This window comes from Nocardia sp. NPDC004604, assembly GCF_040609795.1.
Classification (GTDB): Bacteria; Actinomycetota; Actinomycetes; order Mycobacteriales; family Mycobacteriaceae; genus Nocardia.
Genome location: NZ_JBEXLC010000029.1, coordinates 40831 through 64129, shown reverse-complemented (window position 1 = coordinate 64129; position 23299 = coordinate 40831). Strand labels below are relative to the sequence as shown.

Annotated in this window: 20 protein-coding genes; 12 read left to right on the top strand and 8 right to left on the bottom strand. The window is 66.9% G+C overall.

What is annotated here, in order from left to right; all coding sequences use genetic code 11:
* The first annotated feature begins 5 nt into the window (after positions 1-5).
* Positions 6-2063, top strand: a complete 2058-nt coding sequence (locus ABZW16_RS13645; RefSeq protein WP_354955556.1) for an NAD(+) synthase — start codon at positions 6-8, stop codon at positions 2061-2063.
* A gap of 181 nt (positions 2064-2244) precedes the next feature.
* Here ABZW16_RS13645 and ABZW16_RS13640 read toward each other — a convergent pair whose 3' ends face one another.
* From ABZW16_RS13640 to ABZW16_RS13615, 6 genes are all read right to left on the bottom strand, one after another.
* The gene (locus tag ABZW16_RS13640) at positions 2245-2982 is read right to left on the bottom strand and encodes a Clp protease N-terminal domain-containing protein (RefSeq protein ID WP_354955554.1); all 738 of its coding nucleotides are present in this window, start codon (positions 2980-2982) and stop codon (positions 2245-2247) included.
* Between the two features lie 119 nt (positions 2983-3101).
* The gene (locus tag ABZW16_RS13635) at positions 3102-4193 is read right to left on the bottom strand and encodes an FAD-dependent oxidoreductase (protein ID WP_354955552.1); all 1092 of its coding nucleotides are present in this window, start codon (positions 4191-4193) and stop codon (positions 3102-3104) included.
* 82 nt (positions 4194-4275) lie between these two features.
* Positions 4276-5169: an RNA polymerase sigma-70 factor gene (locus ABZW16_RS13630; RefSeq protein ID WP_354955576.1), complete on the bottom strand. Its 894-nt coding sequence runs from the start codon at positions 5167-5169 to the stop codon at positions 4276-4278.
* A gap of 236 nt (positions 5170-5405) precedes the next feature.
* Entirely contained in the window at positions 5406-6323 is a 918-nt protein-coding gene (locus ABZW16_RS13625) for a phosphatidylcholine/phosphatidylserine synthase (protein WP_354955550.1), read from the bottom strand.
* Positions 6320-7042 (bottom strand): phosphatidylserine decarboxylase, encoded by a 723-nt coding sequence (locus ABZW16_RS13620; RefSeq protein ID WP_354955548.1) that lies wholly within the window; start codon positions 7040-7042, stop codon positions 6320-6322. Before ABZW16_RS13620 ends, ABZW16_RS13625 begins: the two co-directional genes overlap by 4 nt.
* Before the next feature lie 101 nt (positions 7043-7143).
* The gene (locus tag ABZW16_RS13615) at positions 7144-7416 is read right to left on the bottom strand and encodes a GlsB/YeaQ/YmgE family stress response membrane protein (RefSeq protein WP_354955546.1); all 273 of its coding nucleotides are present in this window, start codon (positions 7414-7416) and stop codon (positions 7144-7146) included.
* Between the two features lie 223 nt (positions 7417-7639).
* On the opposite strand from ABZW16_RS13615, the gene ABZW16_RS13610 reads away from it, so the two are divergent.
* Positions 7640-8668: a beta-ketoacyl-ACP synthase III gene (locus ABZW16_RS13610; RefSeq protein WP_354955543.1), complete on the top strand. Its 1029-nt coding sequence runs from the start codon at positions 7640-7642 to the stop codon at positions 8666-8668.
* 18 nt (positions 8669-8686) lie between these two features.
* Here the strand turns inward: ABZW16_RS13610 and ABZW16_RS13605 are convergent, their stop codons facing one another.
* Positions 8687-9379, bottom strand: a complete 693-nt coding sequence (locus ABZW16_RS13605) for an SIMPL domain-containing protein (RefSeq protein WP_354955541.1) — start codon at positions 9377-9379, stop codon at positions 8687-8689.
* A 54-nt stretch (positions 9380-9433) separates the two neighbouring features.
* Positions 9434-9889, bottom strand: a complete 456-nt coding sequence (locus ABZW16_RS13600; RefSeq protein WP_354955539.1) for an SRPBCC family protein — start codon at positions 9887-9889, stop codon at positions 9434-9436.
* 190 nt (positions 9890-10079) lie between these two features.
* Here ABZW16_RS13600 and ABZW16_RS13595 point away from each other — a divergent pair, with 190 nt between their 5' ends.
* The 10 genes from ABZW16_RS13595 (at position 10080) to ABZW16_RS13550 (ending at position 23298) form a co-directional block, all read left to right on the top strand.
* Positions 10080-10271, top strand: coding sequence for a hypothetical protein (locus tag ABZW16_RS13595; RefSeq protein WP_354955537.1), 192 nt, complete (start codon positions 10080-10082; stop codon positions 10269-10271).
* 21 nt (positions 10272-10292) lie between these two features.
* Positions 10293-11960: an FAD-dependent oxidoreductase gene (locus ABZW16_RS13590; protein ID WP_354955535.1), complete on the top strand. Its 1668-nt coding sequence runs from the start codon at positions 10293-10295 to the stop codon at positions 11958-11960.
* 14 nt (positions 11961-11974) lie between these two features.
* Entirely contained in the window at positions 11975-13480 is a 1506-nt protein-coding gene (locus ABZW16_RS13585; RefSeq protein WP_354955533.1) for an ATP-binding protein, read from the top strand.
* On the top strand, positions 13477-13830 hold the full coding sequence (locus tag ABZW16_RS13580; protein ID WP_354955531.1) for a UBP-type zinc finger domain-containing protein: 354 nt from the start codon (positions 13477-13479) through the stop codon (positions 13828-13830). Before ABZW16_RS13585 ends, ABZW16_RS13580 begins: the two co-directional genes overlap by 4 nt.
* Positions 13831-13962: 132 nt before the next feature.
* The gene (locus tag ABZW16_RS13575; RefSeq protein ID WP_354955529.1) at positions 13963-14409 is read left to right on the top strand and encodes a hypothetical protein; all 447 of its coding nucleotides are present in this window, start codon (positions 13963-13965) and stop codon (positions 14407-14409) included.
* Between the two features lie 229 nt (positions 14410-14638).
* Positions 14639-16906 (top strand): AAA family ATPase, encoded by a 2268-nt coding sequence (locus ABZW16_RS13570; protein WP_354955527.1) that lies wholly within the window; start codon positions 14639-14641, stop codon positions 16904-16906.
* 101 nt (positions 16907-17007) lie between these two features.
* Positions 17008-18339 (top strand): hypothetical protein, encoded by a 1332-nt coding sequence (locus tag ABZW16_RS13565; RefSeq protein WP_354955525.1) that lies wholly within the window; start codon positions 17008-17010, stop codon positions 18337-18339.
* Positions 18340-18449: 110 nt separating this feature from the next.
* A complete protein-coding gene (locus tag ABZW16_RS13560) occupies positions 18450-21302 on the top strand; it encodes a Na+/H+ antiporter subunit A (protein WP_354955523.1) in 2853 nt (950 codons plus the stop codon).
* Positions 21299-21682 carry a Na(+)/H(+) antiporter subunit C gene (locus ABZW16_RS13555; RefSeq protein ID WP_354955521.1) on the top strand — a complete coding sequence of 128 codons (384 nt, stop codon included), beginning with the start codon at positions 21299-21301 and terminating at the stop codon, positions 21680-21682. The genes ABZW16_RS13560 and ABZW16_RS13555 overlap by 4 nt, the downstream gene beginning before the upstream one ends.
* Entirely contained in the window at positions 21679-23298 is a 1620-nt protein-coding gene (locus ABZW16_RS13550) for a Na+/H+ antiporter subunit D (protein WP_354955519.1), read from the top strand. Before ABZW16_RS13555 ends, ABZW16_RS13550 begins: the two co-directional genes overlap by 4 nt.
* Position 23299: the final 1 nt, after the last annotated feature.

Genomic DNA, 23299 nt, shown 5'->3' with positions numbered 1-23299 from the left:
CAACCGTGCCCGAATTGCCGTTCGACTCGCTCTACCGGCACGGGTTCGCGCGGGTTGCGGTCGCGGTGCCGCGGGTCCGGGTCGCCGATCCCGCGTACAACGCCGAGCAGACGCTGGAGCTGGCGCGGCGGGCGGCCGCCGACGGTGTGGTGCTGACCGTGTTCCCCGAACTCGGCCTGTCCAGCTATACCGCCGACGATCTGTTCCACCAGGACGCGCTGGACGATGCGGTGGACGCGGCGCTCGAACGCGTCGTGGCCGCGAGCACGGAGATCAATACGGTGCTGGTGGTCGGCGCTCCGGTGCGGGCGCAGGGGCGGCTGTTCAACTGCGCGATCGCGATCTGCCGCGGCACCGTGCTCGGCGCGGCACCGAAGAGCTATCTGCCGAACTATCGCGAGTTCTACGAGAAGCGTCAGTTCGCGGCGGCCCGGGAGACCCTGGACGACCACATCACGATCGTGGGGCAGCCGGTGCCGTTCGGCGCCGACCTGCTGTTCACCGCGACCAATGTCGACGGCTTCGTATTCCATCTGGAGATCTGTGAGGACGGCTGGGTTCCGCTGCCGCCCAGTGGATATGCGGCGCTGGCCGGTGCGACGGTGCTGGTCAATCTGTCGGCCAGCAATATAGTCATCGGCAAGGCCGACTACCGGCGCGCGCTGTGCACATCGCACTCCGCGCGCTATCTGGCCGCCTATCTGTATTCGGCTGCCGGACACGGTGAATCGACCACCGATATGGCCTGGGACGGACAGGCACTGGTGTGCGAGAACGGCGAATTGCTCGCCGAAGGCGAGCGCTTCTGCGACCATCCCCAGCTGGTCAGCGCGGATCTCGATCTACAGCGCCTGGCCGCGGACCGCATCCGCACCACCAGCTTCGCCGACAATGTGCACGATCACCGCGACCGGCTGATCCGGCTGCGGCGCATCGCGGTGGAGCTGCCGGTCCCGACCAGCACGCTGCCGCTGCGGCGCGAAATCCCGCGCTTTCCTTACGTTCCCAGCGATCCGAGGGCGCGCAATGAACGCTGCGCCGAGGTGCACCACATTCAAGTCGAGGGGCTGAGCACCCGGCTGCGCGCCACCGGCAGCCAGCGCGTTGTCATCGGCGTCTCCGGCGGACTCGACTCCACCCAGGCACTGATCGTCGCGGCCAAGACCATGGACCGGCTCGGGCTGCCGCGGACGAATGTGCTCGCCTACACCATGCCCGGCTTCGCGACCAGCACCCGGACCCGCACCGACGCACACGCGCTGATGGCTGCGCTCGGGGTGACCGCCCAGGAAATCGATATCCGCCCATCCGCCACCCAGATGTTGCGCGACCTGAATCACCCGGCCGCCGAGGGTGTTCCGCAGTACGACATCACCTATGAGAATGTGCAGGCGGGCGAGCGCACCGCACACCTGTTCCGACTTGCCAACCAGCACCACGGACTCGTTGTCGGCACCGGCGACCTCAGTGAACTCGCCTTGGGCTGGTGCACTTTCGGCGTCGGCGACCAGATGGCGCACTACAGCGTGAACGCCTCGGTGCCGAAGACGCTGATCAAATACCTGATCGCGTGGGCCGTCGACACCGACCAGTTCGGCGATGAAGCGGGCAAGGTGCTGTCATCGATTCTGCAGACCGAGATCTCGCCGGAATTGGTGCCCAGCGACGACACCACCGCGCCGGGCCAGAGCTCCGAGGCCACCGTCGGGCCCTACGAACTGCAGGACTTCCACCTCTACTACCTGCTGCGCTTCGGCTACCGTCCGAGCCGCGTCGCCTACCTGGCCCACCATGCCTGGTCCGAGCGCGAGCGCGGGGGCTGGCCGGACCTCATCCCGGCCGACCAGCGCAATGCCTACGACCTGCCGACGATCAAATACTGGCTGGCCGAATTCCTACGCCGCTTCGTCCAGACCAGCCAGTTCAAGCGGTCCACCCTGCCCAATGCCCCGAAAGTCGGTTCGGGCGGCTCACTTTCACCGCGCGGCGACTGGCGCGCCCCCAGCGACGCCTCCGCCGCGGCCTGGTTGGACGAACTCGCCCGCAACGTGCCCGAGCACTGAGTTCAGGCTGCGACGGGCGGGCGGTATCGCACCGAAACCGACATCCGGGAGCCGCGCCGCACCGATACCCCGCGCGAGCGAACGGCGCGCCGCTGCCGCGCCCGAGCCGCGTGGGCGCACCGAATGCCGATGACTATCCAGGCAATTCGACGTCGTCCGGTGGCGAACGCGGCCCGGCCGTTCATGACTTCTCGGCGGCGATCACCGAAAGCAATTCGGCCAGATCGGCTTCGGCCTTCGCCTTGTCGATACCGAGATCGGACAAAATTCCGGAACCGTTCTCCTGTTCGAGCAGTGCGAGCAGGACATGTTCGGTGCCGATGTAGTTGTGTCCCAAGCGAAGGGCCTCACGGAAGGTCAGCTCCAGCACCTTCTTGGCCTCGGCTCCGAACGGAATGAGCGCGGGCACTTTCGCCGGATCGGCGGGCTGTTGGGCGATGGCCGCCGTCGCCGCATCCCGGACGGCGTCGAGTTCTACCCCTTGCGCCGTGATCTCCCGGGCGCCGAGGCCTTCCGGTTGCGACAGCAGGGCCAGCACCAGATGTCCGGCGCCGATCTCGAGATTACTCGAGGCGCGAGCCGCCTCCTGGGAGGTCACCACCATCTTCCGCGCCCGCGGAGTGAACTTCGCGAAGCCCGCATTGGGATCCATGGCCGCGGCTTCGGCCGGATCACCCGGCCCCTTCGGCACGAACCGCTTCTGCGCCGCCTGTTTGGTGACGCCCATGCTGGCGCCGATATCGGTCCACGAGGCGCCGGAGCGGCGGGCCTGATCCACGAAGTGACCGATCAGATGATCGGCCACTTCGCCCAGGTGCCCGGCCGCGACCACCGCATCGGAGAGTTGGTCGAGCACATTGTCCGGACGTGCCTTTTTGATGCCATCGATCAGATCGTCGAGTCGTACATTGATTGTCATGCGTCAACCATAGGTTGACGATTTGGCTTCGTCAACCACTAGTTGACGATTGGCCCGGGGATCGAGCGCGCATCGGAACACTGCTGGGCACAAGGCGATTCGATGGCACTCGAGCACCGTCAGGGACGCGCCGCTCGCCCCGCGCCCTGGACGATCTGCTCCTTGAACCAGGCCGCCGTCCGGCCGGTCAGCACGGTCCGAGCCGGGGCGTCATCGCGGTGCAGGAACTGGATGACCCCATCACGACGGCCCAGGCTGATGCATTGGAAGTGGTACCGGAACCGCAGTTCACGGGGCGCGCGACCGGCCAGGCGCGCGACCACGGCATCGGCCGCGTACTTACCGGTCGGCAGCGCGGTCGCGCAGGCCATCCGCAACTCCCGGCCGCCGGGACCGGCGACCACCGCGGCGTCACCGGCCGCGTACACGTCGGGATGGGATACCGAGCGCAATGTCTCATCGGTCAGCACCCGGCCATGTCCGTCCACCGCGAGCCCCGCTCGCTGTGCCAGATCCGGTACGCCGAACCCCGCGGTCCACACCGTCGCCGCGGCCGTGAGCACGGAGCCGTCGGCCAATCGCACACCATCCGGCCTCACCTCGATAACCTTTGCCTCCGAACGGATCTCGACACCGAGCCGGTCGAGCACCCGTCGCACATGCTGCTGCGCCCGCAGCGAAAGCCAGGACGCCGGTGCATCCGAGCCGAGCAGGACCACCTGCGAATCCGGTTGGCACTCGGCCAGTTCGGCGGCCAATTCGATGCCCGTGGCACCGCAGCCGACCACCGCGATCCGCCCCGCCGGGATGCCGGCCCGCAGCCACTGCGAATCCTCCGGCGTCGCAACCGAATACGCGTGCTCGGCCACTCCCGGCACAGCAGTGTCGTTCGTGCTGCCCAACGTGTAGATGAGCGAGTCGTAGTCGAGGGCCCGCGCGTCGTCGAGGGTCACCTGCTTGTGCACCGTATCGATACCGTTCGCCCGGGCGCGTACGAACTGGATCCGCTCGGGCTCGAGCAACTCTCGAAGATCCCACTCCTGGATCGACTGTCCGACAGCGTATTGGTGCAGTCGCACCCGTTCGATGAAGCTCGCGCGGGCGTCGACGACGGTGATGTGGGCCGCGCGCGCGGTGCGCGCCAGCCTGCGGGCCGCCGCCAATCCCGCGTATCCGGCGCCGAGGATGACGATTCGATGCTGTCCGGTCATGATGTGGCTCCCTTTCGATCGGCCGACACCCCTCAGACTGGGCAGCCCTCCGATCCCTGACAGCTACCGAACATGACCCGCATCACTGCGCGGCCACCCCGTCGACGCGGCCGATGTAGGACAGCTTCTCCGGATTGACGATCAAACGCAGCGCGGTCACCACCTCATCGAGGATGTCGACGGCGACGACCAACACCGGCTCCCCCGCCAACCGGACGACCACCGCGAGCGCACCGTTGATCTCCTCCAGCGTGATCACCATGCCCGGCACTTCCCAGCGGAACAGACCGGCCAGGTAGCGCGCGACCGCGGCCGCGCCAACAACCGGCCGACGCGCCGCATTGACCAGCCCACCGCCGTCCGCGGTCGAGGTGGCATCGGCGGCGAGCAGGCGCTCGAGCCCCTGCACATCGCCGATGCGCGCCGCCTTCAGGAAGCGCTCGATCAGCTCACGGGCCTGATCGGCCGGAACATCGAAGCGCGGCCGCCCCTCGCGCACCCGCACACTCGCCCGACGGAAGATCTGCTGGGAATTGGCCTCGGATACCGCGAGCATGTCCGCGATCTCCCGATGGGCATAGCCGAATGCCTCGCGCAATACGAAGACGGCCCGTTCGATCGGGTTCAACCGCTCCAGCGCCGTCAGCAGCGCCAGCGATACCAGCTCGCGCTCCTCCACCGACTCCAATGGCCCGAGCTCACCGCGCGCGGTCGGCACCGGCTCCGGCAGCCACGGCCCGACATAGGTCTCCCGGCGGGCCCGCGCCGAAACCAGCCAGGTCCGGCACAGATTCACGATCGCGGTGCTCAGCCAGGCCTCGGCCGAGCGAATCGTGGCGCGATCGGTGCCGTCCCAGCGCAGGTAGGTCTCCTGCACCGCGTCCTCGGCTTCGGTCGCGGATCCGAGCATCCGATAGGCGAGCGCGAACAGGCGCGGGCGATGCGCCTGGAATTCGCGCAATCCGTCCGGTTCCACCGCCACCTTCTTCCGTGCTGAGCCACCGAAGATGACCGTACCGGTCGGGATCGCCGCGGCCCCGCGGAGTTCGGCGGGCGACCCGATGGTCCAGCCACGACCGAAAGCCCGACCACGATCGAACCCCCAGGACCCGAAACCCCCAAGCGCCGCAAGAGTGCTCATGACTGCGCCTCGCTCATAGCCGTAGCATTCTCGCCCGGTCTTGATGATTCCTAAAGAAATGCCAGACGAGCTCAGTCGGCCAGATCGTCCTGGCGCTCCTTACCGGGGCTGCGCAGCCGCAGCCGACTCGCCCCGCGGATGGCCGCCCCACGGATCGCCGGACGCGGAATCGCGGGCCGCCGCCGCTGTGCCCGGCGCTGGGCCCGGCGCTCGGACGGCTTGTGCTGCCAGGTCTCCGGACGCGCGGCGACCCAGCGCTGCGAATGCCAGGCGAACGGGATATGCCCGAGATACACCGCGACCAGCACCAACAGCAAGACGATCGGATAGGTGACCAGCGCCGCCGCCGCGAGCGCGGTCAGCACCAGCAGTCCGGCCGCGGCCTGTGGTGCCACCGATACCGACTTCATCGCCAGCGTCGGAATCGTGCTGACCGCCAACGCCGCCGCGAAGATCGTCCAGGCCGCGACCTCATAGAAGCCGACCCACCAACCGTCACCGAACTGCACATACAGTCCGATCGGCACCAGCGCGATCAGCGCCGCCGCCGGAGCGGGCACGCCGACGAAATACTCCCGCGACCACTCTGGTCGAGTGTCATCGTCGAGCAGCGTATTGAACCTGGCCAGCCGCAACACAATGCTCACCGTGAACACCAGCGCGATGATCCAGCCCGCGCTGTTGCTGTCGAGCAATGCGATATAGAGCACCAGACCGGGCGCGACACCGAAGGAGATGGCGTCGGAGAGCGAATCGAGCTCCGCGCCCATCTTGGTGGTGGCGGCCAGCATCCGGGCCAGCCGACCGTCGAGCGTGTCCAGCACCGCGGCCGCGCCGACCATCGCCAGGGCGATATCGAGTTTGTCGTCCAGGGCGAACTTCACCGCGGACAGTCCGGCGCACAGCGCCAGGATTGTCACAATGCTCGGCAACAGCCGGATGGTCCGGCGCCTTCGCTGCGGTGTTGTTGGCAGGGCCTGCTCCATCATGAGTCGGTGGCAAGTACGGCCAGCACGGTCTCGCCCCCGATCGTGCGCTGTCCGGGTTCGACGAGCAGTTCGGTGCCCGCCGGGAAGTAGGTGTCGACACGGGAGCCGAAACGGATCAGGCCGTAGGTATCGCCAATGGTCAGTTTGTCACCGACCTGGGCGTCGCACACGATGCGCCGCGCCAGTAGACCCGCGATCTGGACGACCACGATCTGCGCGCCGCCCGCGGTGTCGATGACCATGCTGTTGCGCTCGTTCACCGCACTGGCCTCGGGCAGATCGGCGGAACGGAAGTGACCGGACTGGTGCAGCACCGTGCGCACGATGCCGGAGATCGGCGTGCGCTGCACATGCACATCCAGTACCGAAAGGAAGATGCTCACCCGCGGCAGCGGGGCATCGCCGAGGCCGAGTTCCGCGGGCGGTGCCGCGGTATCGACGAGGGCGATCTCACCGTCGGCCGGAGCGACGACCACGCCGGCCCGGTTCGGCGGCACCCGGTTCGGATGCCGGAAGAAGGTCGCACAGGCCGCGGCGGCCAGCAGACCCGTGCGCCGCACCCACTTGCGCTTACCGCCGAGCACCGCCACCGCGAGCGGCGCCGCGACAAATGGCAGCCCGGCGGGGTGTAGCGGGGGGATCGCGGCCCGGACCAGATCGACCACATGGCCGACTCCGGTCGTTTCGGGCGTGCCGGGCGGGGTGGGACGGCGTGCCACAGGCTCCTCTTTCGTACTCGATGCAGACGTATTGCGCCCTCAACGATAGGTCCGGCGCAAGCGTTCACACCTTACGGGAACAGAGCCCATGGCACCCGCGCTCAGCGCAGGGCTTTACGGCCGGTGAACAGCTTGACCAGGAACAGCAGAATCACCGCGCCACCGAGGCAGGTGAAGAAGCTGAACCAGAGTCCGCCGCCTTCGACGTCGACACCGAGCAGCTTCAGTAGAAATCCGCCGAGCAGGCCTCCGACGACACCGACCACAACATTGAGGAGGATGCCCTGTTGCGCATCCGTCTTCATGATCTTGCTGGCGATCCAGCCTGCGAGACCGCCGATTATGATCCACCCGATAATCCCGAGTCCGAGCATGGTGTCCTCGAATCACTAGTTGGGCGCAGCGCCGCAGCACAGGGCGTGCTTCGAGGGTATACCCGCCGAATGTGAGAATACGCACGCCCATTCCGCGCACCTCGGGCTAATATGAGGGGGCCTCATGTCTATGCGGACGTAGGCAGTGGGCCGATGAGGGACTCATTTCGATGCTTCGGGGTACAACCCGGCGGCGCCGCCGCAGGTACATAGGAGACGCACAATGGCCGCTCGAATCGCCCAGACAACGGGGTCAGAGCACACGGCGATCCTCGGGCTCGGCGTATACCGCCCCGCCCGAATCGTCACGAACGACGAAGTGGCCGGGCCGATCAACTCGAGTGACGAGTGGATCCGCACCAGGTCCGGCATCAAGACCCGGCGGTTCGCCTCGGCGGAGGAGACCATCCAGTCCATGAGTGTCGCCGCCGCGCGCGGTGCGCTCGAATCCGCAGGCGTCGAGGTCGACCAGGTCGATTGCGTCATTGTGGCCACCTCCACCCACCTGCTGCTCACCCCGGCCGCCGGACCGCGGATCGCGACCGAGCTCGGAATGAACGGGGCGGCGGCCTTCGACGTCTCGGCGGGCTGCGCCGGCTTCTGCCACGCACTCGCGATGGCCTCGGATCTGGTGCGCTGCGGGACCGCCCAGCATGTGCTGGTGATCGGGGTCGAGAAGTTGACCGACACCGTGAATCCGACCGATCGCTCCACCGCATTCCTGTTCGCCGACGGCGCGGGGGCGGTAGTGGTCGGCCCATCGGAGGAGCAGGGCATCGGCCCGACGGTATGGGGTTCGGACGGCACCCAGCACCACGCGATCCGCCAGGACAAGGACTGGATGGAGTACTTCCGGGAAATCGACGAGAAGGGCCTGGACGCGGTGCGGCCCTATCTCGCGATGGAAGGAACGGCGGTATTCCGCTGGGCCGCACATTCACTGGAGAAGGTGTGCCGCGACGCCATCGATCGCGCGGGCCTGTCCACCGATGACCTGGACGCGATGATCCCGCACCAGGCCAATGGCCGGATCATCGAGATCATGGCCCGGGTGCTGAAGCTGCCCGAGCACTGCGCGCTGGCCAACGATATCGAGGAGACCGGAAATACCTCGGCCGCCTCGATTCCGCTGGCCATGGAGGCGCTGCTGCGCAATGGCGAGTCCAAGCCAGGCGATACCGCGCTGCTGATCGCCTTCGGCGCGGGTCTGTCCTATGCCGCACAGGTTGTCACGCTGCCGAACTGGCAGTAGCAACCTCGCGGTAGGAACTCAGCCCAGGCCCCAGGTGACCTTCACGGTGAAGGTCACCGTCTGGGTGCCGGGTTCCAGCTGAAACGACTCGGCGGCACCGGCCTTCGGGTTGGTGTCTTCGCGGCTGCTGGCCTCGTTGATGGTGATGACATCGGTCAGCTTCATCCCGGCCAGCACCGCGTACTGATCGGCCCTGGACTTGGCGTCGGCGAAGGCGCGCGAGCGCGCGTCGGCAACCAGCTTCGAATCGTCCTCGATCGCGAAAGACACCCCGCGCATGCGGGTTTCATTGCCGCCCGCCTTGGTTCCGGCGTCCAGGATCGCCGAACCCTTGGACAGATCGCGGATCACGATATGCACCGAGTTGGTGGCGCGGTAGCCGGAGATGACGTGTCCGTCCGGACCGTACTGCGGCTGGATGGAGACGTCCTTGGTCTGCACATCCTCGCGGGCGAGTCCGGCGGCGACCATGGCATCGGTCATCGCCTTGGACTTTTCATTGGCGCCGGAGATGGCCGCGGACACATTGTCGGCGTTCACCTCGACACCGAGATCGGCGTTCAGGGTGTCCGGGGCACCACGGACCTGACCGGTGCCGACCACCGTGACCTCGCGCTCGGGCGCCGAATCGGATTTACCGCATCCGGTGAGCAGCAGGGCCGAACCGACTACGGCGACAATGACTACCGAATTACGCGTATTGGGTCGCATAGTCGCAACCTACGCATTCAGCGCGGCCGAGCGCGGGAAAACACACTCCGCTGACTAGACCGACGCCTCGACCACGGTCTTGATCTTGTCGAGGGTTTCCCGCATTCCGCGCTCGAGCAGTTCCTCGAACGGCGCCTCGCCGCCGAGCGCGGCATCGATGGCCCGGCGGGAGAACCAGCTGGTGCCATTGGGCACATCGCGGCGTTCGATCAGCCGGGTGCCGGTGGCTGTCGGCTCCAGCGTGTAGCTCCAGATGCTGTAGTTCTCGTTGATGCGAAATGCGAAGGCCTGGTTGGGCTCATAGCGCACAATGCGCGCGGTGGTCGGCCAGTACTTCTTGCCGTCGGTGTTGAGGTTGATCGTCCAAGTGCCCGCCTTCGGCGTGCCGAGCGCGACCATGCGCACACACTGCGGGCTGAACTCCGGCATCCGCTTCAGATCGGATACAACGGCCCACACCCGTTCCGGCGGAGCCGCGATGTCGACGGCGGCTTCGATATTTTTCGGCAACGCTGCCTCCGGGAACCTCTAGCACGACTTGACGATTAGGCAACATCGTAGACGGCGGCTGTTGGAAGACAAATGGGTCACTTTTTCGCGATATGTTTACCGACCCTTGTAATAGCGCGCGCACAATATCGGATAGACGAAGCAACAGACACTGCCACAGGCTTTTCCGTCCAGCGTGAGGTGATCGGCCGTGAAACTGCGCTCGCTCTTACATCGTCGACATGCAGACCAGGTCCCGCTGCTTCCCGCTAACGAACCCGAACGCACAACCGCCAAGGGCATCGCCGCGCCGCGCGGCAGGCGCAAGATCGTGCAGGAAGAACGACTGGAGCGCCTGCTCACCCCCACCGAACTCGACTTGGTGCGCGAACATCGAGTTTGACGAACGTTCCATACTCAATAGGTGACTTCACCCGCTGCTACGAAGCCGGCCATCCTCAGTGTCGACGACGATCCGGGGGTTTCCCGCGCGGTCGTGCGCGACCTGCGCCGCCGTTATGGGGCCGATTACCGGATTCTGCGCGCGGAAGCGGGCACGGAAGCGCTCGACGCCCTGCGTGAGATGAAACTGCGCGGCCAGCCGGTCGCGGTACTCATCGCCGATTTCCGGATGCCGGGCATGGACGGCATCGAATTCCTCGAGCAGGCCATGGATCTGCACCCGTTCGCACGTCGGGTGCTGCTGACCGCCTATGCCGATACCAGCGCCGCGATCGATGCGATCAATGTCGTCGACCTGGACCACTACCTGCTCAAGCCGTGGGATCCGCCGGAGGAGAAGCTGTATCCGGTGCTGGACGGTCTGCTGGAGGCCTGGCGCAGCAATGACCACAAACCCGTCACCGAGACCAAGGTGGTCGGCAATCGATGGTCGCCGCGGTCATCGGAGGTGCGCGAGTTCCTGGCGCGCAATCAGCTGCCCTACCGCTGGTATCTGGCCGAGGAGCCGGAGGGCGCGCGGCTGCTGGAAGCGGCGGGTGCCGACCCCAATATCTGTCCGGTGGTGATCACTCCGGCCGGGCAGGCGCTGGTGCAGCCGAGCGACGGCGAACTCGCCGAAAGTGTCGGTCTCAATACCAATCCGACCGGCGACTTCTATGACCTGATCGTGGTCGGCGGCGGACCGGCCGGACTCGGCGCCGCGGTGTACGGCGCGTCCGAGGGACTGCGCACCGTGCTGGTGGAGCGCACCGCGACCGGCGGACAGGCCGGACAGAGTTCGCGCATCGAGAACTACCTCGGCTTCCCGGACGGTCTGTCCGGTGCGCAGCTGGCCGACCGGGCGCGGCGCCAAGCCGCCAAATTCGGTGCCGAGGTGATCACCACGCGCGAGGTGGTCGGGCTCGAGGTGAACGGATCCGCGCGCACCGTGCGCTTCGCCGACGGCGGGCGGCTCTGCGCGCATACGGTCATCATCGCCACGGGTGTGGACTACCGGCGCCATCCCGCGCCGGGTGTGGACGACTTCACCGGGCGCGGGGTCTATTACGGATCGGCCATGACGGAGGCCTCCGAATGCGCCGACCACGATGTCTACATCGTCGGCGGGGCGAATTCGGCGGGTCAGGCGGCGGTGTTCCTGTCCCGCAATGCGCGCACGGTGCATCTGGTGGTCCGCGCGGATTCGCTGGACAAGTCCATGTCGCACTATCTGATCCAGCAGATCGCCGCGATACCGAATATTCGCGTGCACACCAATACCGAGGTGACCGCCGCCGACGGCGAGGATCACCTGCAGTGGATCGTGCTGCGCAATAACACGACCGGTGCGGAAGAAAAAGCCGAGGCCGAACGGTTGTTCCTGTTCATCGGCGCCGCACCGCAGACCGACTGGCTCGACGGGGTGATCAAGCGGGACGAGGCAGGCTATGTGCTCGCCGGTCCCGATCTGCTCATCGACGGAGCCAGACCGATGGGCTGGGAGCTACCCAGACCGCCCCACCATCTGGAGACCAACGTGCCAGGGGTTTTCGTGGCGGGCGACGTACATGCCGACTCGGCAAAGCGGGTGGCATCGGCGGTCGGTGAGGGCGCGATGGCGGTCATGCTCGTGCACCGGTACCTGGCGTGATAGGAGGCTGGACCATGAATTCGAGGGAGACGGCGGATCGCAGCAGCCATTTGGTCTGTGATCCCGACGAACTGCGCAGTCTCTTTCTATTCGAGAAGCTCAACGATGCACAGCTGGAGCTGCTGTGTACGGACGGGCGCATCGAGATCGTCGAGCCGGGCCTGGTCTTCCGCGAGGGCGATCCGGCCACCTGCTTCTACGTCATGATCGACGGTGAGGTGCAGCTGACCAAGCTCTCCGGCGGTGCGGAGATCGAGATGTCGCGCACCGACTATCGGGGTGCGTACGCGGGTGCGTGGACCGCCTACCTCGGCGACAAGGTCGACCAGACCTACACCAGTTCGATGTATGTGACCCGGCAGTCGCGGTTCTTCGTACTCGATGCGGGCACCTTCGCGCGGATGATGCACGAGTGGTTCCCGATGGCGGTGCACCTGCTCGAGGGCGCGTTCTTCGGTAACCGCAACAATCTCGAGCGGATCAACCAGCGTGAGCGGCTACTCGCCTTGGGCTCGCTGTCGGCGGGCCTGACCCATGAGCTGAACAATCCGGCGGCCGCCGCGGTGCGCGCCACCTCCGGGCTGCGCGATCGGATCGCTGGCATGCGGCACAAGTTGGCGATGATGGCCCAGGGCAAATTCGACACCGCATCCCTGGAGGCGTTGGTGCGCCTGCAGGAGGAGGCCGCGGCCCAGGTCGCGAAGGCACCGGAGCTGACGACCCTGGAGGCCGCCGAGCGCGAGGACATCCTCAGCGAATGGCTGGAGGACCACGGAATCGACGACGGCTGGAATCTGGCGCCGAATTTCGTGCAGGCAGGCTTCGATGTGGATTGGCTGGAACGGGTTTCGGCCACCTTGGACAGCTGCCCCGACCAGGTGTTCCAGGGCGCGATCCGGTGGCTGAACTACACCATCGAGACCGAACTGCTGATGAACGAGATCGCCGACTCGACCACCCGCATCTCCACCTTGATCGGTGCGGCCAAACAGTATTCGCAGATGGACCGGGCGCCGTTCCAGGTGGTCGACATCCATGACCTACTCGACAGCACGCTGGTGATGCTCAGCCGCAAGATCGGCGACGGTGTCAAGGTGGTCAAGGAGTACGACCGCACGCTGCCGGAAGTGCCCTGCTACGCCGCGGAATTGAATCAGGTGTGGACCAACCTGATCGATAACGCGGTGTACGCGATGAACGGCAACGGTAAGCTGACCATCCGCACCCGGCACGAAAACGATTGCGCCGTCATAGAAATCGGCGATACCGGGCCCGGCGTGCCCCCGGAGGCGCGCAGCCGTATCTTCGAACCGTTCTTCACCACCAAGCCGGTGGGCGAGGGCACCGGTCTCGGCCTGGATATTTCGTTCCGGATCGTGGTGAACAAACACCACGGCGATATTCAGCTCGACTCCGAGCCGGGCAACACCAGATTCACCGTGTGGCTCCCGCTGCACCGCCCGGAGGAAACCGACGACATCGAGGCGCAGTCCGTAGCCGATACAGGAGGTCAGCGATGACGCAGGAACTGGATGGCATCGACCCGACGATCGCGCCCAGCGGTCCCGGCTGTATGGAATGTGAAGCGACCAGTGGCTGGTGGGTCCACCTGCGCCGGTGCGCGCAGTGCGGGCACATCGGCTGCTGTGACACCTCACCGCAGCAGCACGCCTCCAAGCATGCCAAGGACACCGGGCACCCGTTCATCCAGAGCTATGAGCCGGGCGAGGATTGGTTCTTCGACTTCCGCTCCGACGAGATGTACAGCGGCGGACCGGAGCTCGCGGCGCCGACGCATCATCCGGTGGACCAGCCGGTACCGGGCCCGCGCGGCCGGGTGCCCGCCGACTGGCAGGAGCATATCCACTGACATCAGGGATCGTTCGGAAAACCGCCAGGGGCGCACCGCACTGTGGGCTCCATGACACCGAACCGATCCAACCCGGTACCCTGCACCGGACGCGCCGGAGACTCCGGTGCCGCGAGTTACCGGGGAACGCACGTGATCAAGCGAGTTACCGCCATCGCCCTGGCCACCGGGGCGGTGGTCTTCGCGCTGGCCGGATGTGGCAGTTCGGACGATTCCAGTACCGACGCGAACGGTCTGCGCAAGGGCACGACGGGCACGAGTACGCCCGCGAGCACCACGGCCGCGCACCCGACCGGTACCGCACCGACCGCGAATACCGACGCACCGACCACCACCAAGACCACGGCGAGCAATTCCTCGCTCGGCCCGGCGTCGAGCACCAGCTGCGGTGAGTTCAAGAAGTTGGATAGCACCGAGGAGAAGGCGCTGATCGAGAAGGTGCTCGCGGAGAATCCCGGCAGCGCGTTCGAGGGCAGCCCGAATGTCGCACTCGGCACCGCCAAACTCGTCTGCCTGGCCCCCACCTACGCCGACACCCCGGTCGCGGTGGCCGCCGGGATCGTCGAAAAGGACAAGTAGGCGCATCAGCGCCATCAGCATCAACACAGAACGCGCGCACACGGTTACGTCATCTCGTCCGCACGGCGACGAAGTAATGCCGTTCTCGGTTCCGTGAGCACATTTCACAAAGGTCGATTGCAGGGCGAAATCAGCGGACCGAGGCACTCAGCCGCCGACTTTCCGCACGTCCAGCCATCGATCCGACGGTCCGGCGCCAACCGCACGCGCGCGCGGGCAGAATGGCACGGTGGCAGAACTGGCGCTCACCGCGCGACTGAACCCCTCCGCCGCCGATGCCAGGCGCGGGGTGGTCCGACTGCATCCGGAGGCGCTGACCGCGCTCGGGCTGCGGGAGTGGGACGGGATCGCGCTGGTCGGGTCGCGGCGCACCGCGGCGGTGGTCGGGGTGGCCCCGGCTGGCACACCGGCCGGGGTGGCGCTGCTGGATGACGTCACGCTGTCCAATGCCGGACTGCGCGAGGACGCGAATGTGGTGGTGTCGCCCGCGACGGTCTACGGCGCCAGACAGATCTCGGTGAGCGGTTCGGTCCATGCGACCAGGACCATTCCGGCCGCGACGCTGCGGCAGGCACTGCTCGGCAAGGTGGTGACCGTCGGCGACGCGGTATCGCTGCTCCCCCGCGATCTCGGCCCCGATATCAGCTCTTCGGCTGCCACCCAGGCGCTTTCGCGCACCTTCGGCATTGCGTGGACCACCGAACTGCTGACCGTCACCGCGACCGATCCCGGACGCGCTCCGGTGAGTGTGCAGCCGAATACCGCGGTCGTATGGGGTGCGGGTGCGGTGGCGGCCCGGGATTCCGCCGATCGGGCAGCGGCCGGGATACCGAGCCCGACCGGTGAGACCGCGCGCGGCGTCACCGAGGCCGCGGCCATGCAGACCATGGCCGCGACCGACGGCGCGGGCGCGGGCTGGGGTACGACGATCGGTGCATCCGCCATCCCGGTCGAGGATCTGGCGGGCGCGCACGGGCAGGCCGCGAAACTGCAGGAATGGCTCAGCCTCGCACTCGATGAACCGGAGCTGCTGAAAGCCCTCGGCGCCACCCCCCATCTCGGGGTATTGATCACCGGTCCGGCCGGGGTCGGCAAGGCCACCGTGGCACGCGCGGTGGCCGCGCCACGGCGCATCGTCGAACTGGACGGCCCGACGGTCGGCGCGGCCGAGAGCGGCGCGCGGTTGCGCGAGGTCGCCGCCGCGGTGGCCGAAATCTGTTCCGGACGTGGCGGAATCCTGCTCATCACCGATATCGACGCCCTATTGCCCACACCGGCCGAACCGGTCGCCACCCTCATCCTGGATCAGCTGCGCGCGGCCATCGCCGCACCCGTCGTCGCCTTCCTCGCCACCACGGCGCATCCGGCCGGTATCGATCCGCGACTGCGGGCGCCGGATCTCTGCGATCGCGAGCTCGCACTCGCGCTGCCGACCGCGGCGGTGCGCAGGGCGCTGCTGGAGCAGTTGCTGCGCAAGGTGCCGACCAAGGATCTGAAGCTCGACGAAATATCAGCGCGCACACCGGGATTCGTGGTCTCGGACCTGGCCGCGCTGTGCCGGGAGGCGGCGCTGCGGGCGGCATCGCGAGCCAGTAAACAGCATTCGGAGCCGGAGCTGACGCAGGCGGATCTGCTCGGCGCCACCGAGGTGATCCGGCCGCTATCACGTTCCGGCACAGAGGAACTCGCGATCGGCAGCCTCGGTCTCGATGACGTCGGCGATATGGTCGAGACCAAAGCGGCACTGACCGAAACCGTGCTGTGGCCGCTGCGTCACCCGGATTCGTTCGCCCGCCTCGGCATCCATCCACCGCGCGGCGTACTGCTCTATGGCCCGCCCGGCTGCGGCAAAACGTTCCTGGTGCGCGCGCTGGCGGGTACCGGCCAGCTCAGCGTGCACGCGGTCAAGGGTGCGGAGTTGATGGACAAATGGGTCGGCGCATCCGAACGCGCGGTGCGCGAATTGTTCCAGCGCGCACGCGATTCCGCACCATCGCTGATCTTCTTGGACGAGGTGGACGCGCTCGCGCCGCGCCGCGGTCAGAGCAGTGATTCCGGTGTCGGCGATCGCGTGGTCGCGGCACTGCTCACCGAACTCGACGGTGTGGAACCGCTGCGTGATGTGGTGGTCCTCGGCGCGACGAATCGCCCGGAACTGATCGATCCGGCACTGCTGCGGCCCGGTCGGCTGGAGCGCCTGATCTTCGTGCCGCCGCCGGATGCCGACGCCCGACTGGAAATCCTGCGAGCCGCGGGAAAGTCGGTGCCGCTGGCCGCCGATGTCGACCTCGCCGCGCTCGCCGCCGACCTGGACGGCTATTCCGCGGCCGATTGCAGTGCCCTGCTGCGCGAGGCCGCACTGGCCGCCATGCGCCGCGATGTGGCGGCCGCCGATGTCACCGCCGCGGATATTGCCGCGGCCATGGCGGTGGTGCGGCCGTCACTCGATGCCGATCAGGTCGAGTCGCTGCGCCGGTACGCCGATAGCCGGCGATAGCCGTTGCCGATGGCAGCAAACCCTCGGTAAGCGGCGCCTTCCTGGCGTTTCCGCAGATCCGACATGTTCGGGCGATGTGAGTGCAATCACAGTATCCCGGGTTGCGCGGGGGTAAGTTCGACGAGGTGCACAAGATCGGCAATGCGGTCGATACGATCACGGCCTGCCTCGGGGCCGCGGTCGCGGGCGTTGCGATGTTCCTGCCGATCAACTTCAGCTGGACCGTGGAGACCTCGCCGTATCGGCTGGCCAGCCTCAACAACAGCGTTCCGCGCGGGGCCGCGATCGGGGTGATCGTGGCGGTCGTGGTCGCGGTGCTGGTGACCACCTACAGCAAGCCGATGGTGGCGTGGGCAGTGGCGCTCGGCGCCGCGTTCAGCATGGATATCAACCACTTTGTCGGACGCCATGTTTCCTCGGCCGACACGCTGACCACGCAGAACTATCTGGATTCGATCCTGGCCGGTGTGCTGCTGGGTGCACTGGGCGCCGCGGTACTCCGACGACCGGGTCCGGCAGCGGGATTCGCGATCGGCGGCGCGGGATTCTTCGTCTACGGTGATCTGGCCGAGTTGTTGGAGTCCACCGATGGCGATCCGTATTCGGTGCTGGAGACACCGCCGCGCTGGCTCCTCGGGGTGGCGGTGGTGTTGCTCATCTTCAGTACGCTGCGCAACCGATCCCAGCCCGCGCATCCGAGTTCAGTGACAACGGTCATCGAACTTCCGGTGACGCCGATCCTGGCCGCGACGGTGCTGGCACTGGTGATCCTGGCGGTTACCGAATGGCTGGCGCGGCAGTATCAGCACGCACCCGATGTCGGTCACGCGGTCGAGATCGGGATGGCGGTGGCCGCGACCCTCATCGCCGCCACCGCCGCGGCCATGCTGCTGCCCGGCCGGGACGGGTCCGGGGTGTATCTCGCGGTGAGTCTGGTCGCCGCCGCCGACGCGGTCGGCGGTGACTCGCGGCCCGGTTGGAGTATCGCCGCGCTGCTCGTGCTCACCGCGCTCGGGCTGCTGGTCGGGCGCCGCCTGCCCTCGATGTTCATCGCCATCTCGCTGATTGCCGGGCTCGCGGTATTCGCGCTGGTGAAATCGGCCAACAACCAGGGCTTTGTAATCGCGGCCAGCAGCGCCGTCGTCGCCCTTGCGGCCGGTTACTGTTGCGGCGCCGCCTGGCCCCGCTACGCGCCGAGCGGCGTACTCGCGATCGCGGCGCTGTATCTGCCCTCGATAATCACCGCACTGCCGCACGACTCCGCCGAATGGCCACCGGCCGGGAGCGCCAACCACCAAACGCTGGCGGGCCGGACCGCGATCGCCATCGTCTGTGGCTCGGCCCTCGGTCTGGTGGTACTGCGCCGAATCCGGCCGCGCAGTCGACGGAAACCGGACCACCCAGTCGAAGGCGAATCGGTAGCGGACATATAGCCCAATCGCGCGGAGATGGCATACGCCATACCCGCTCGGCCGATGAAAGTCCCAGGCCCTGGGTAACATCGTTCGCATCACGCCGCCGCAACTACCCGCCGGAGTGCAGTTTGCTCGCAATCCTGCTCGCGCTCGCGATGGCCGCACTGGCCGCTCCCCTGTGCGTGCGGATGTTGGGGCGCAACGGTTTCTATGTACTCGCACTGGTGCCGTTCGGCTGCCTCGGCTGGGTGATCGCGAATTGGGGTAGTACGCAGCGGGTTCGGGTCAGCTGGGCGCCGAGTATCGAGATGAACATCGATCTGCGCTTCGACACGCTGGCCGCGATCATGTCCGCGCTGGTACTCGGCATCGGAGCGCTGATTCTGGTCTATTGCGCCCGGTATTTCGAGGACGACGAACCCCGGCTCGGGGTATTCGCCGCACAGCTGGTCGCCTTCGCCGCGGCCATGTTCGGGCTGGTCACCAGCGATAATATGTTGCTGCTCTTCGTCTTCTGGGAAATGACGACGGTGCTGTCGTTCCTATTGGTCGGCCACAATGCCGAACAGGCCGTCAGTCGACGGGCGGCGATTCAGGCACTGTTGGTGACCGGCGCGGGTGGGCTGGCAATGCTGGTCGGGATCGTCATCCTGGGGCAGGTCGGCGGCAGTTATCTGCTGTCGAATCTGCTGGCCGGGCCGCCGACGGGCCGCGCGGCGACGGTCGCGGTGGTGCTGCTGCTGGTCGGGGCGTTGAGTAAATCGGCCATCGTGCCGCTGCACTTCTGGCTGCCGGGCGCGATGGCGGCACCGACACCGGTCAGCGCGTATCTGCATGCGGCGGCCATGGTGAAGGCGGGTGTGTATCTGGTTGCCAGGCTCGCACCGGCATTCGCCGGTAGCCCGGCCTGGCATCCGCTGATCCTCACCCTCGGCGTGGCATCGATGGTGCTCGCGGGGTTGCGGTCGCTGCAGGTGACCGATCTGAAGTTGGTGCTCGCCTTCGGGACGGTGAGCCAGTTGGGGTTGCTGATCCTGCTGGTCGGGATCGGCACACCCGATGCGGCCTTGGCCGGAGCGGCATTGATCGTGGCGCACGCGCTTTTCAAGGCGTGTTTGTTCATGGTGGTCGGGATCATCGACCACGGGGCCGGGACGCGTGATCTGCGGGAGTTGTCGGGGCTGGGTCGTCGGGCTCCGGTGCTGCGCGCGATCGCGGTGCTCGCCGCGCTCAGCATGGCCGGAATACCGCCACTGCTCGGATTCGTCGGCAAGGAGAGCGCGCTCGGCGCGCTCCTGGACGCGGATATCCTCGCCGAACCCGCCAGGTTGGTGCTGACCGCCGGTGTGGTGCTCGGATCCATATTGACGGTCGGCTACAGCATCCGATTCATCTGGGGCGCCTTCGCGGACAAGGAGCTACCACCCCTGGCGCCGGATGCCGATAGCGGTTCGCACGGGCGCGGTCACTGGCATGCGCCGGGCGTGACATTGCTGGGCGCGCCCGCGTTGCTCGCGATCGGCAGCCTGGTCGCCGGCCTTGTCGCACCATGGCTGGATCGGCTGCTGAACCCCTATGCGAAAACCCTTCCCGGCGTGCTCGACTCGCATCCAGCACTCTGGCACGGGTTCAATACCCCACTGGCACTGACGATTCTGGTCATCTGCGCGGGCATCGTGTTGTTCCGCATGCGCGGTCGCATCGGTGAATCCGCGACTCTGCTCGGCAATGCCGACCGCGCCTACGACGCCACCCTGCGGGGCATGGACCGGCTGTCGTTGCGGATGACCGGTGCCGTACAGCGCGGTTCGCTGCCGCTGAGTCAGGCGGCGATCCTGGTGACGCTGATCCTGCTGCCTGCGGTGCTGCTCGCGGTCGGTACCCGCACCGGTATTCGCCTGCGCCTATGGGATTCGCCGTTCCAGGCGGCAATCGCCGCGATCATGGTCGCCATGGCGTTGTGCGCGACCGTGCTGCGCAACCGGTTGGCCAGCGTGTTGGTCGTAGGTGTCACCGGCTACGGCTGCGGTGTGATCTTCGCGCTGCACGGTGCGCCCGATCTGGCGCTCACCCAATTCCTGGTCGAAACACTGACTCTGGTGTTCTTCGTGCTGGTACTGCGCGCCTTTCCAGCCGAGATCGAGGCAAGCCGCACGGCCGCATTCAAAATACGCAGGGCCATCCTGTCCGTGCTGGTCGGTACGACGGTGGCGGTGCTGGCCGCCTTCGCCATCGCCGCGCGCTCGACCGAACCCATCTGGCACCTGATCCCCGATGCCGCATACACATTCGGAGGCGGCAAGAACGCGGTCAATGTCCTGCTGGTCGATATCCGGGCCTGGGACACCCTGGGCGAGATCTCGGTGCTCGTCGTGGCGGCGACCGGTGTCGCGTCGCTGGTATTCCGCCATCGGCGCTTCGGCAGCGCCCCGCGCGCGGTGGATGCCCCGAACTACGATCCGGACCTGGTGAGCTGGCTACCCGCGGGCCGGTTGGTGGATCGGCGCTACCGATCGATGGTCCTGCAGATCACCACCCGGTTGGTCTTTCCGACCATCATGGTGCTGTCCGTGTACTTCTTCTTCTCCGGCCACAATGCCCCCGGCGGCGGTTTCGCGGGCGGGCTCACCGCCGGACTCGCGCTGACGCTGCGCTATCTCGCGGGTGGCCGCTATGAACTCGGCGAAGCACTACCCGTCGACGCGGGACATCTGCTCGGCGCCGGACTTGCGCTGGCCGCCGGAACCGCGGCCGCCTCGCTGCTGGTCGGCGCGCCGCCGCTGTCCTCGGCGCTGCTGGAGGTGACGCTGCCGGTGATCGGGCACGTCAAGGTGGTGACCGCACTGCTGTTCGATCTCGGTGTCTATTTGATCGTGGTCGGCCTGGTCCTGGACGTGCTGCGCAGCCTCGGCGCCCGTCTGGACAGCGAACTTGCCAGCGCCGAGGACGAATCCGCCTCGCCGCGAGGAGGTTTCCAGTGAGTGTGAATCTGACCCTGCTGATGCTGATCGGGATTCTCGTCGCGTGCGGGGTCTATCTGATCCTCGAACGTGCGGTGTCGAAAATGCTGCTGGGCATGATCCTGTTCGGCAATGCGGTGAATCTGCTGATCCTCACCGTCGGCGGGCCGCACGGGCGACCACCCATCCGCGGCGAGGCCGACCAGGCCGGCCAGGAGATGGCCGATCCGCTGGCGCAAGCGATGATGCTCACCGCCATCGTGATCACCATGGGCCTGGCGGCCTTCGTGCTCGCGCTCGCCTATCGCTCCTACATCCTCACCACCACCGAGAACGTGCAGAACGAACCGGCGGACGTCGAGGTCGCCGCCCGGCGCGAGGGCGAGGATCCGGAGCATTGAGCGATCCGCTGACCACGCTCGCACCGCTGCCGGTCCTGGTGCCATTGCTCGGGGCCGCAGGCACATTGGTGTTCGGACGACGGCCCCACATCCAGCGCACGCTGATGTTGGGCGCGCTCGCCGCTGTGGTCGTCATCTGCGCGATGCTGTTGTATCTGGTAGACCGCGATGGCACTACCGCCCTACAGGTCGGCGGCTGGGCCACGCCGATCGGCATTACGCTGGTGGTCGACCGGCTCTCCGCGGCAATGCTGCTCGTCTCCGCGATCGTCTTGCTCGCGGTCTCGACCTACGCTGCGGGCCAGCATATTCGCGACGGTGACGAGCGGCAGCCGACCTCGATCTATCGGCCCACCTATCTCGTACTCACCGCGGGTGTTTCGGCCGCCTTCCTGGCTGGCGATCTGTTCAACCTGTTCGTCGGCTTCGAAATCCTGCTCGCCGCATCCTTTGTGCTGCTCACCGTCGGCGCGACCGCGGACCGGATCCGGGCGGGTATCGCATACGTGATGGTCTCGATGGTGTCGTCGCTGATCTTCCTGACCGGTATCGCGCTGGCCTACGCGACCACCGGAACACTGAATCTGGCCCAGCTGGCCGTACGAATGGGCGAGGCGCCCAATGGCATTCGGATGGCCGTCTACGCGGTGCTGCTGGTCGCCTTCGGCATCAAGGCGGCGGTCTTCCCGCTGTCGAACTGGCTGCCCGACTCCTATCCCGCCGCCCCCGCCCCGGTAACCGCCGTATTCGCGGGCCTGCTGACGAAGGTCGGCGTGTACGCGATCATCCGGACCCACACGCTGTTGTTCCCCGACGGCGGCTTCGACGACATACTGCTCGTCTGCGGCCTGCTCACCATGCTGATCGGCATATTGGGCGCGATCGCGCAGAGCGATATCCGACGGCTGCTGTCGTTCACGCTGGTAAGCCATATCGGGTACATGGTGTTCGGCATCGGACTTTCCACCGCCGCCGGACTGTCCGGCGCGGTGTTCTATGTGGCGCACCACATTCTGGTGCAGACCGCACTATTCCTGGTGGTCGGCCTGATCGAGCGGCAGGCGGGCTCGGTATCGCTGCGCCGACTCGGTGGTTTGGCGACGGCGAGTCCGCTGCTGGCCATCCTGTTCCTGGTGCCCGCCTTGAATCTCGGTGGCATACCGCCGTTTTCGGGGTTCATCGGCAAGGTCGCCCTATTGCAGGCGGGCGCGGCGGATGGCAGCGTACTGGCCTGGGTGCTGGTCGGGGGTTCGGTGGTGACCAGTCTGCTCACGCTGTATGCCGTCGCGCGGGTGTGGAGCAAGGCGTTCTGGCGGCCGCGCGCCGAGGCACCCGAGGGGCATCTCACCGCGGCGAAACCGCCGACCCTGGTGGAGGATTCGACCGATGTGCGCTATGACGAGCGCACCGATCCCGGACGGATGCCGCTGCTGATGGTGCTGTCGACGACAGCACTCGTGGTGGCCGGTCTCTGTCTGACCGTCTTCGCCGGTCCGGTCCTGCGCATTGCCGATCGAGCGGCAACGGACCTGAGCGATCCCACGGTGTACGTCGGTGCGGTGCTGGGCAGTTCGTCTGCCGAACACGGCAAAGTGAGCAAGGGGCCGATCCGATGAG

Excerpts from the sequence above, each read along its gene's own strand:
- ABZW16_RS13585 (WP_354955533.1), top strand. The coding sequence starts at position 11,975 with ATGAATTCGAGGGAGACGGCGGATCGCAGCAGCCATTTGGTCTGTGAT.
- ABZW16_RS13615 (WP_354955546.1), bottom strand. The coding sequence starts at position 7,416 with ATGCTCGGACTCGGGATTATCGGGTGGATCATAATCGGCGGTCTCGCA.
- ABZW16_RS13625 (WP_354955550.1), bottom strand. The coding sequence starts at position 6,323 with ATGATGGAGCAGGCCCTGCCAACAACACCGCAGCGAAGGCGCCGGACC.
- ABZW16_RS13635 (WP_354955552.1), bottom strand. The coding sequence starts at position 4,193 with ATGACCGGACAGCATCGAATCGTCATCCTCGGCGCCGGATACGCGGGA.
- ABZW16_RS13610 (WP_354955543.1), top strand. The coding sequence starts at position 7,640 with ATGGCCGCTCGAATCGCCCAGACAACGGGGTCAGAGCACACGGCGATC.
- ABZW16_RS13580 (WP_354955531.1), top strand. The coding sequence starts at position 13,477 with ATGACGCAGGAACTGGATGGCATCGACCCGACGATCGCGCCCAGCGGT.
- ABZW16_RS13640 (WP_354955554.1), bottom strand. The coding sequence starts at position 2,982 with ATGACAATCAATGTACGACTCGACGATCTGATCGATGGCATCAAAAAG.
- ABZW16_RS13605 (WP_354955541.1), bottom strand. The coding sequence starts at position 9,379 with ATGCGACCCAATACGCGTAATTCGGTAGTCATTGTCGCCGTAGTCGGT.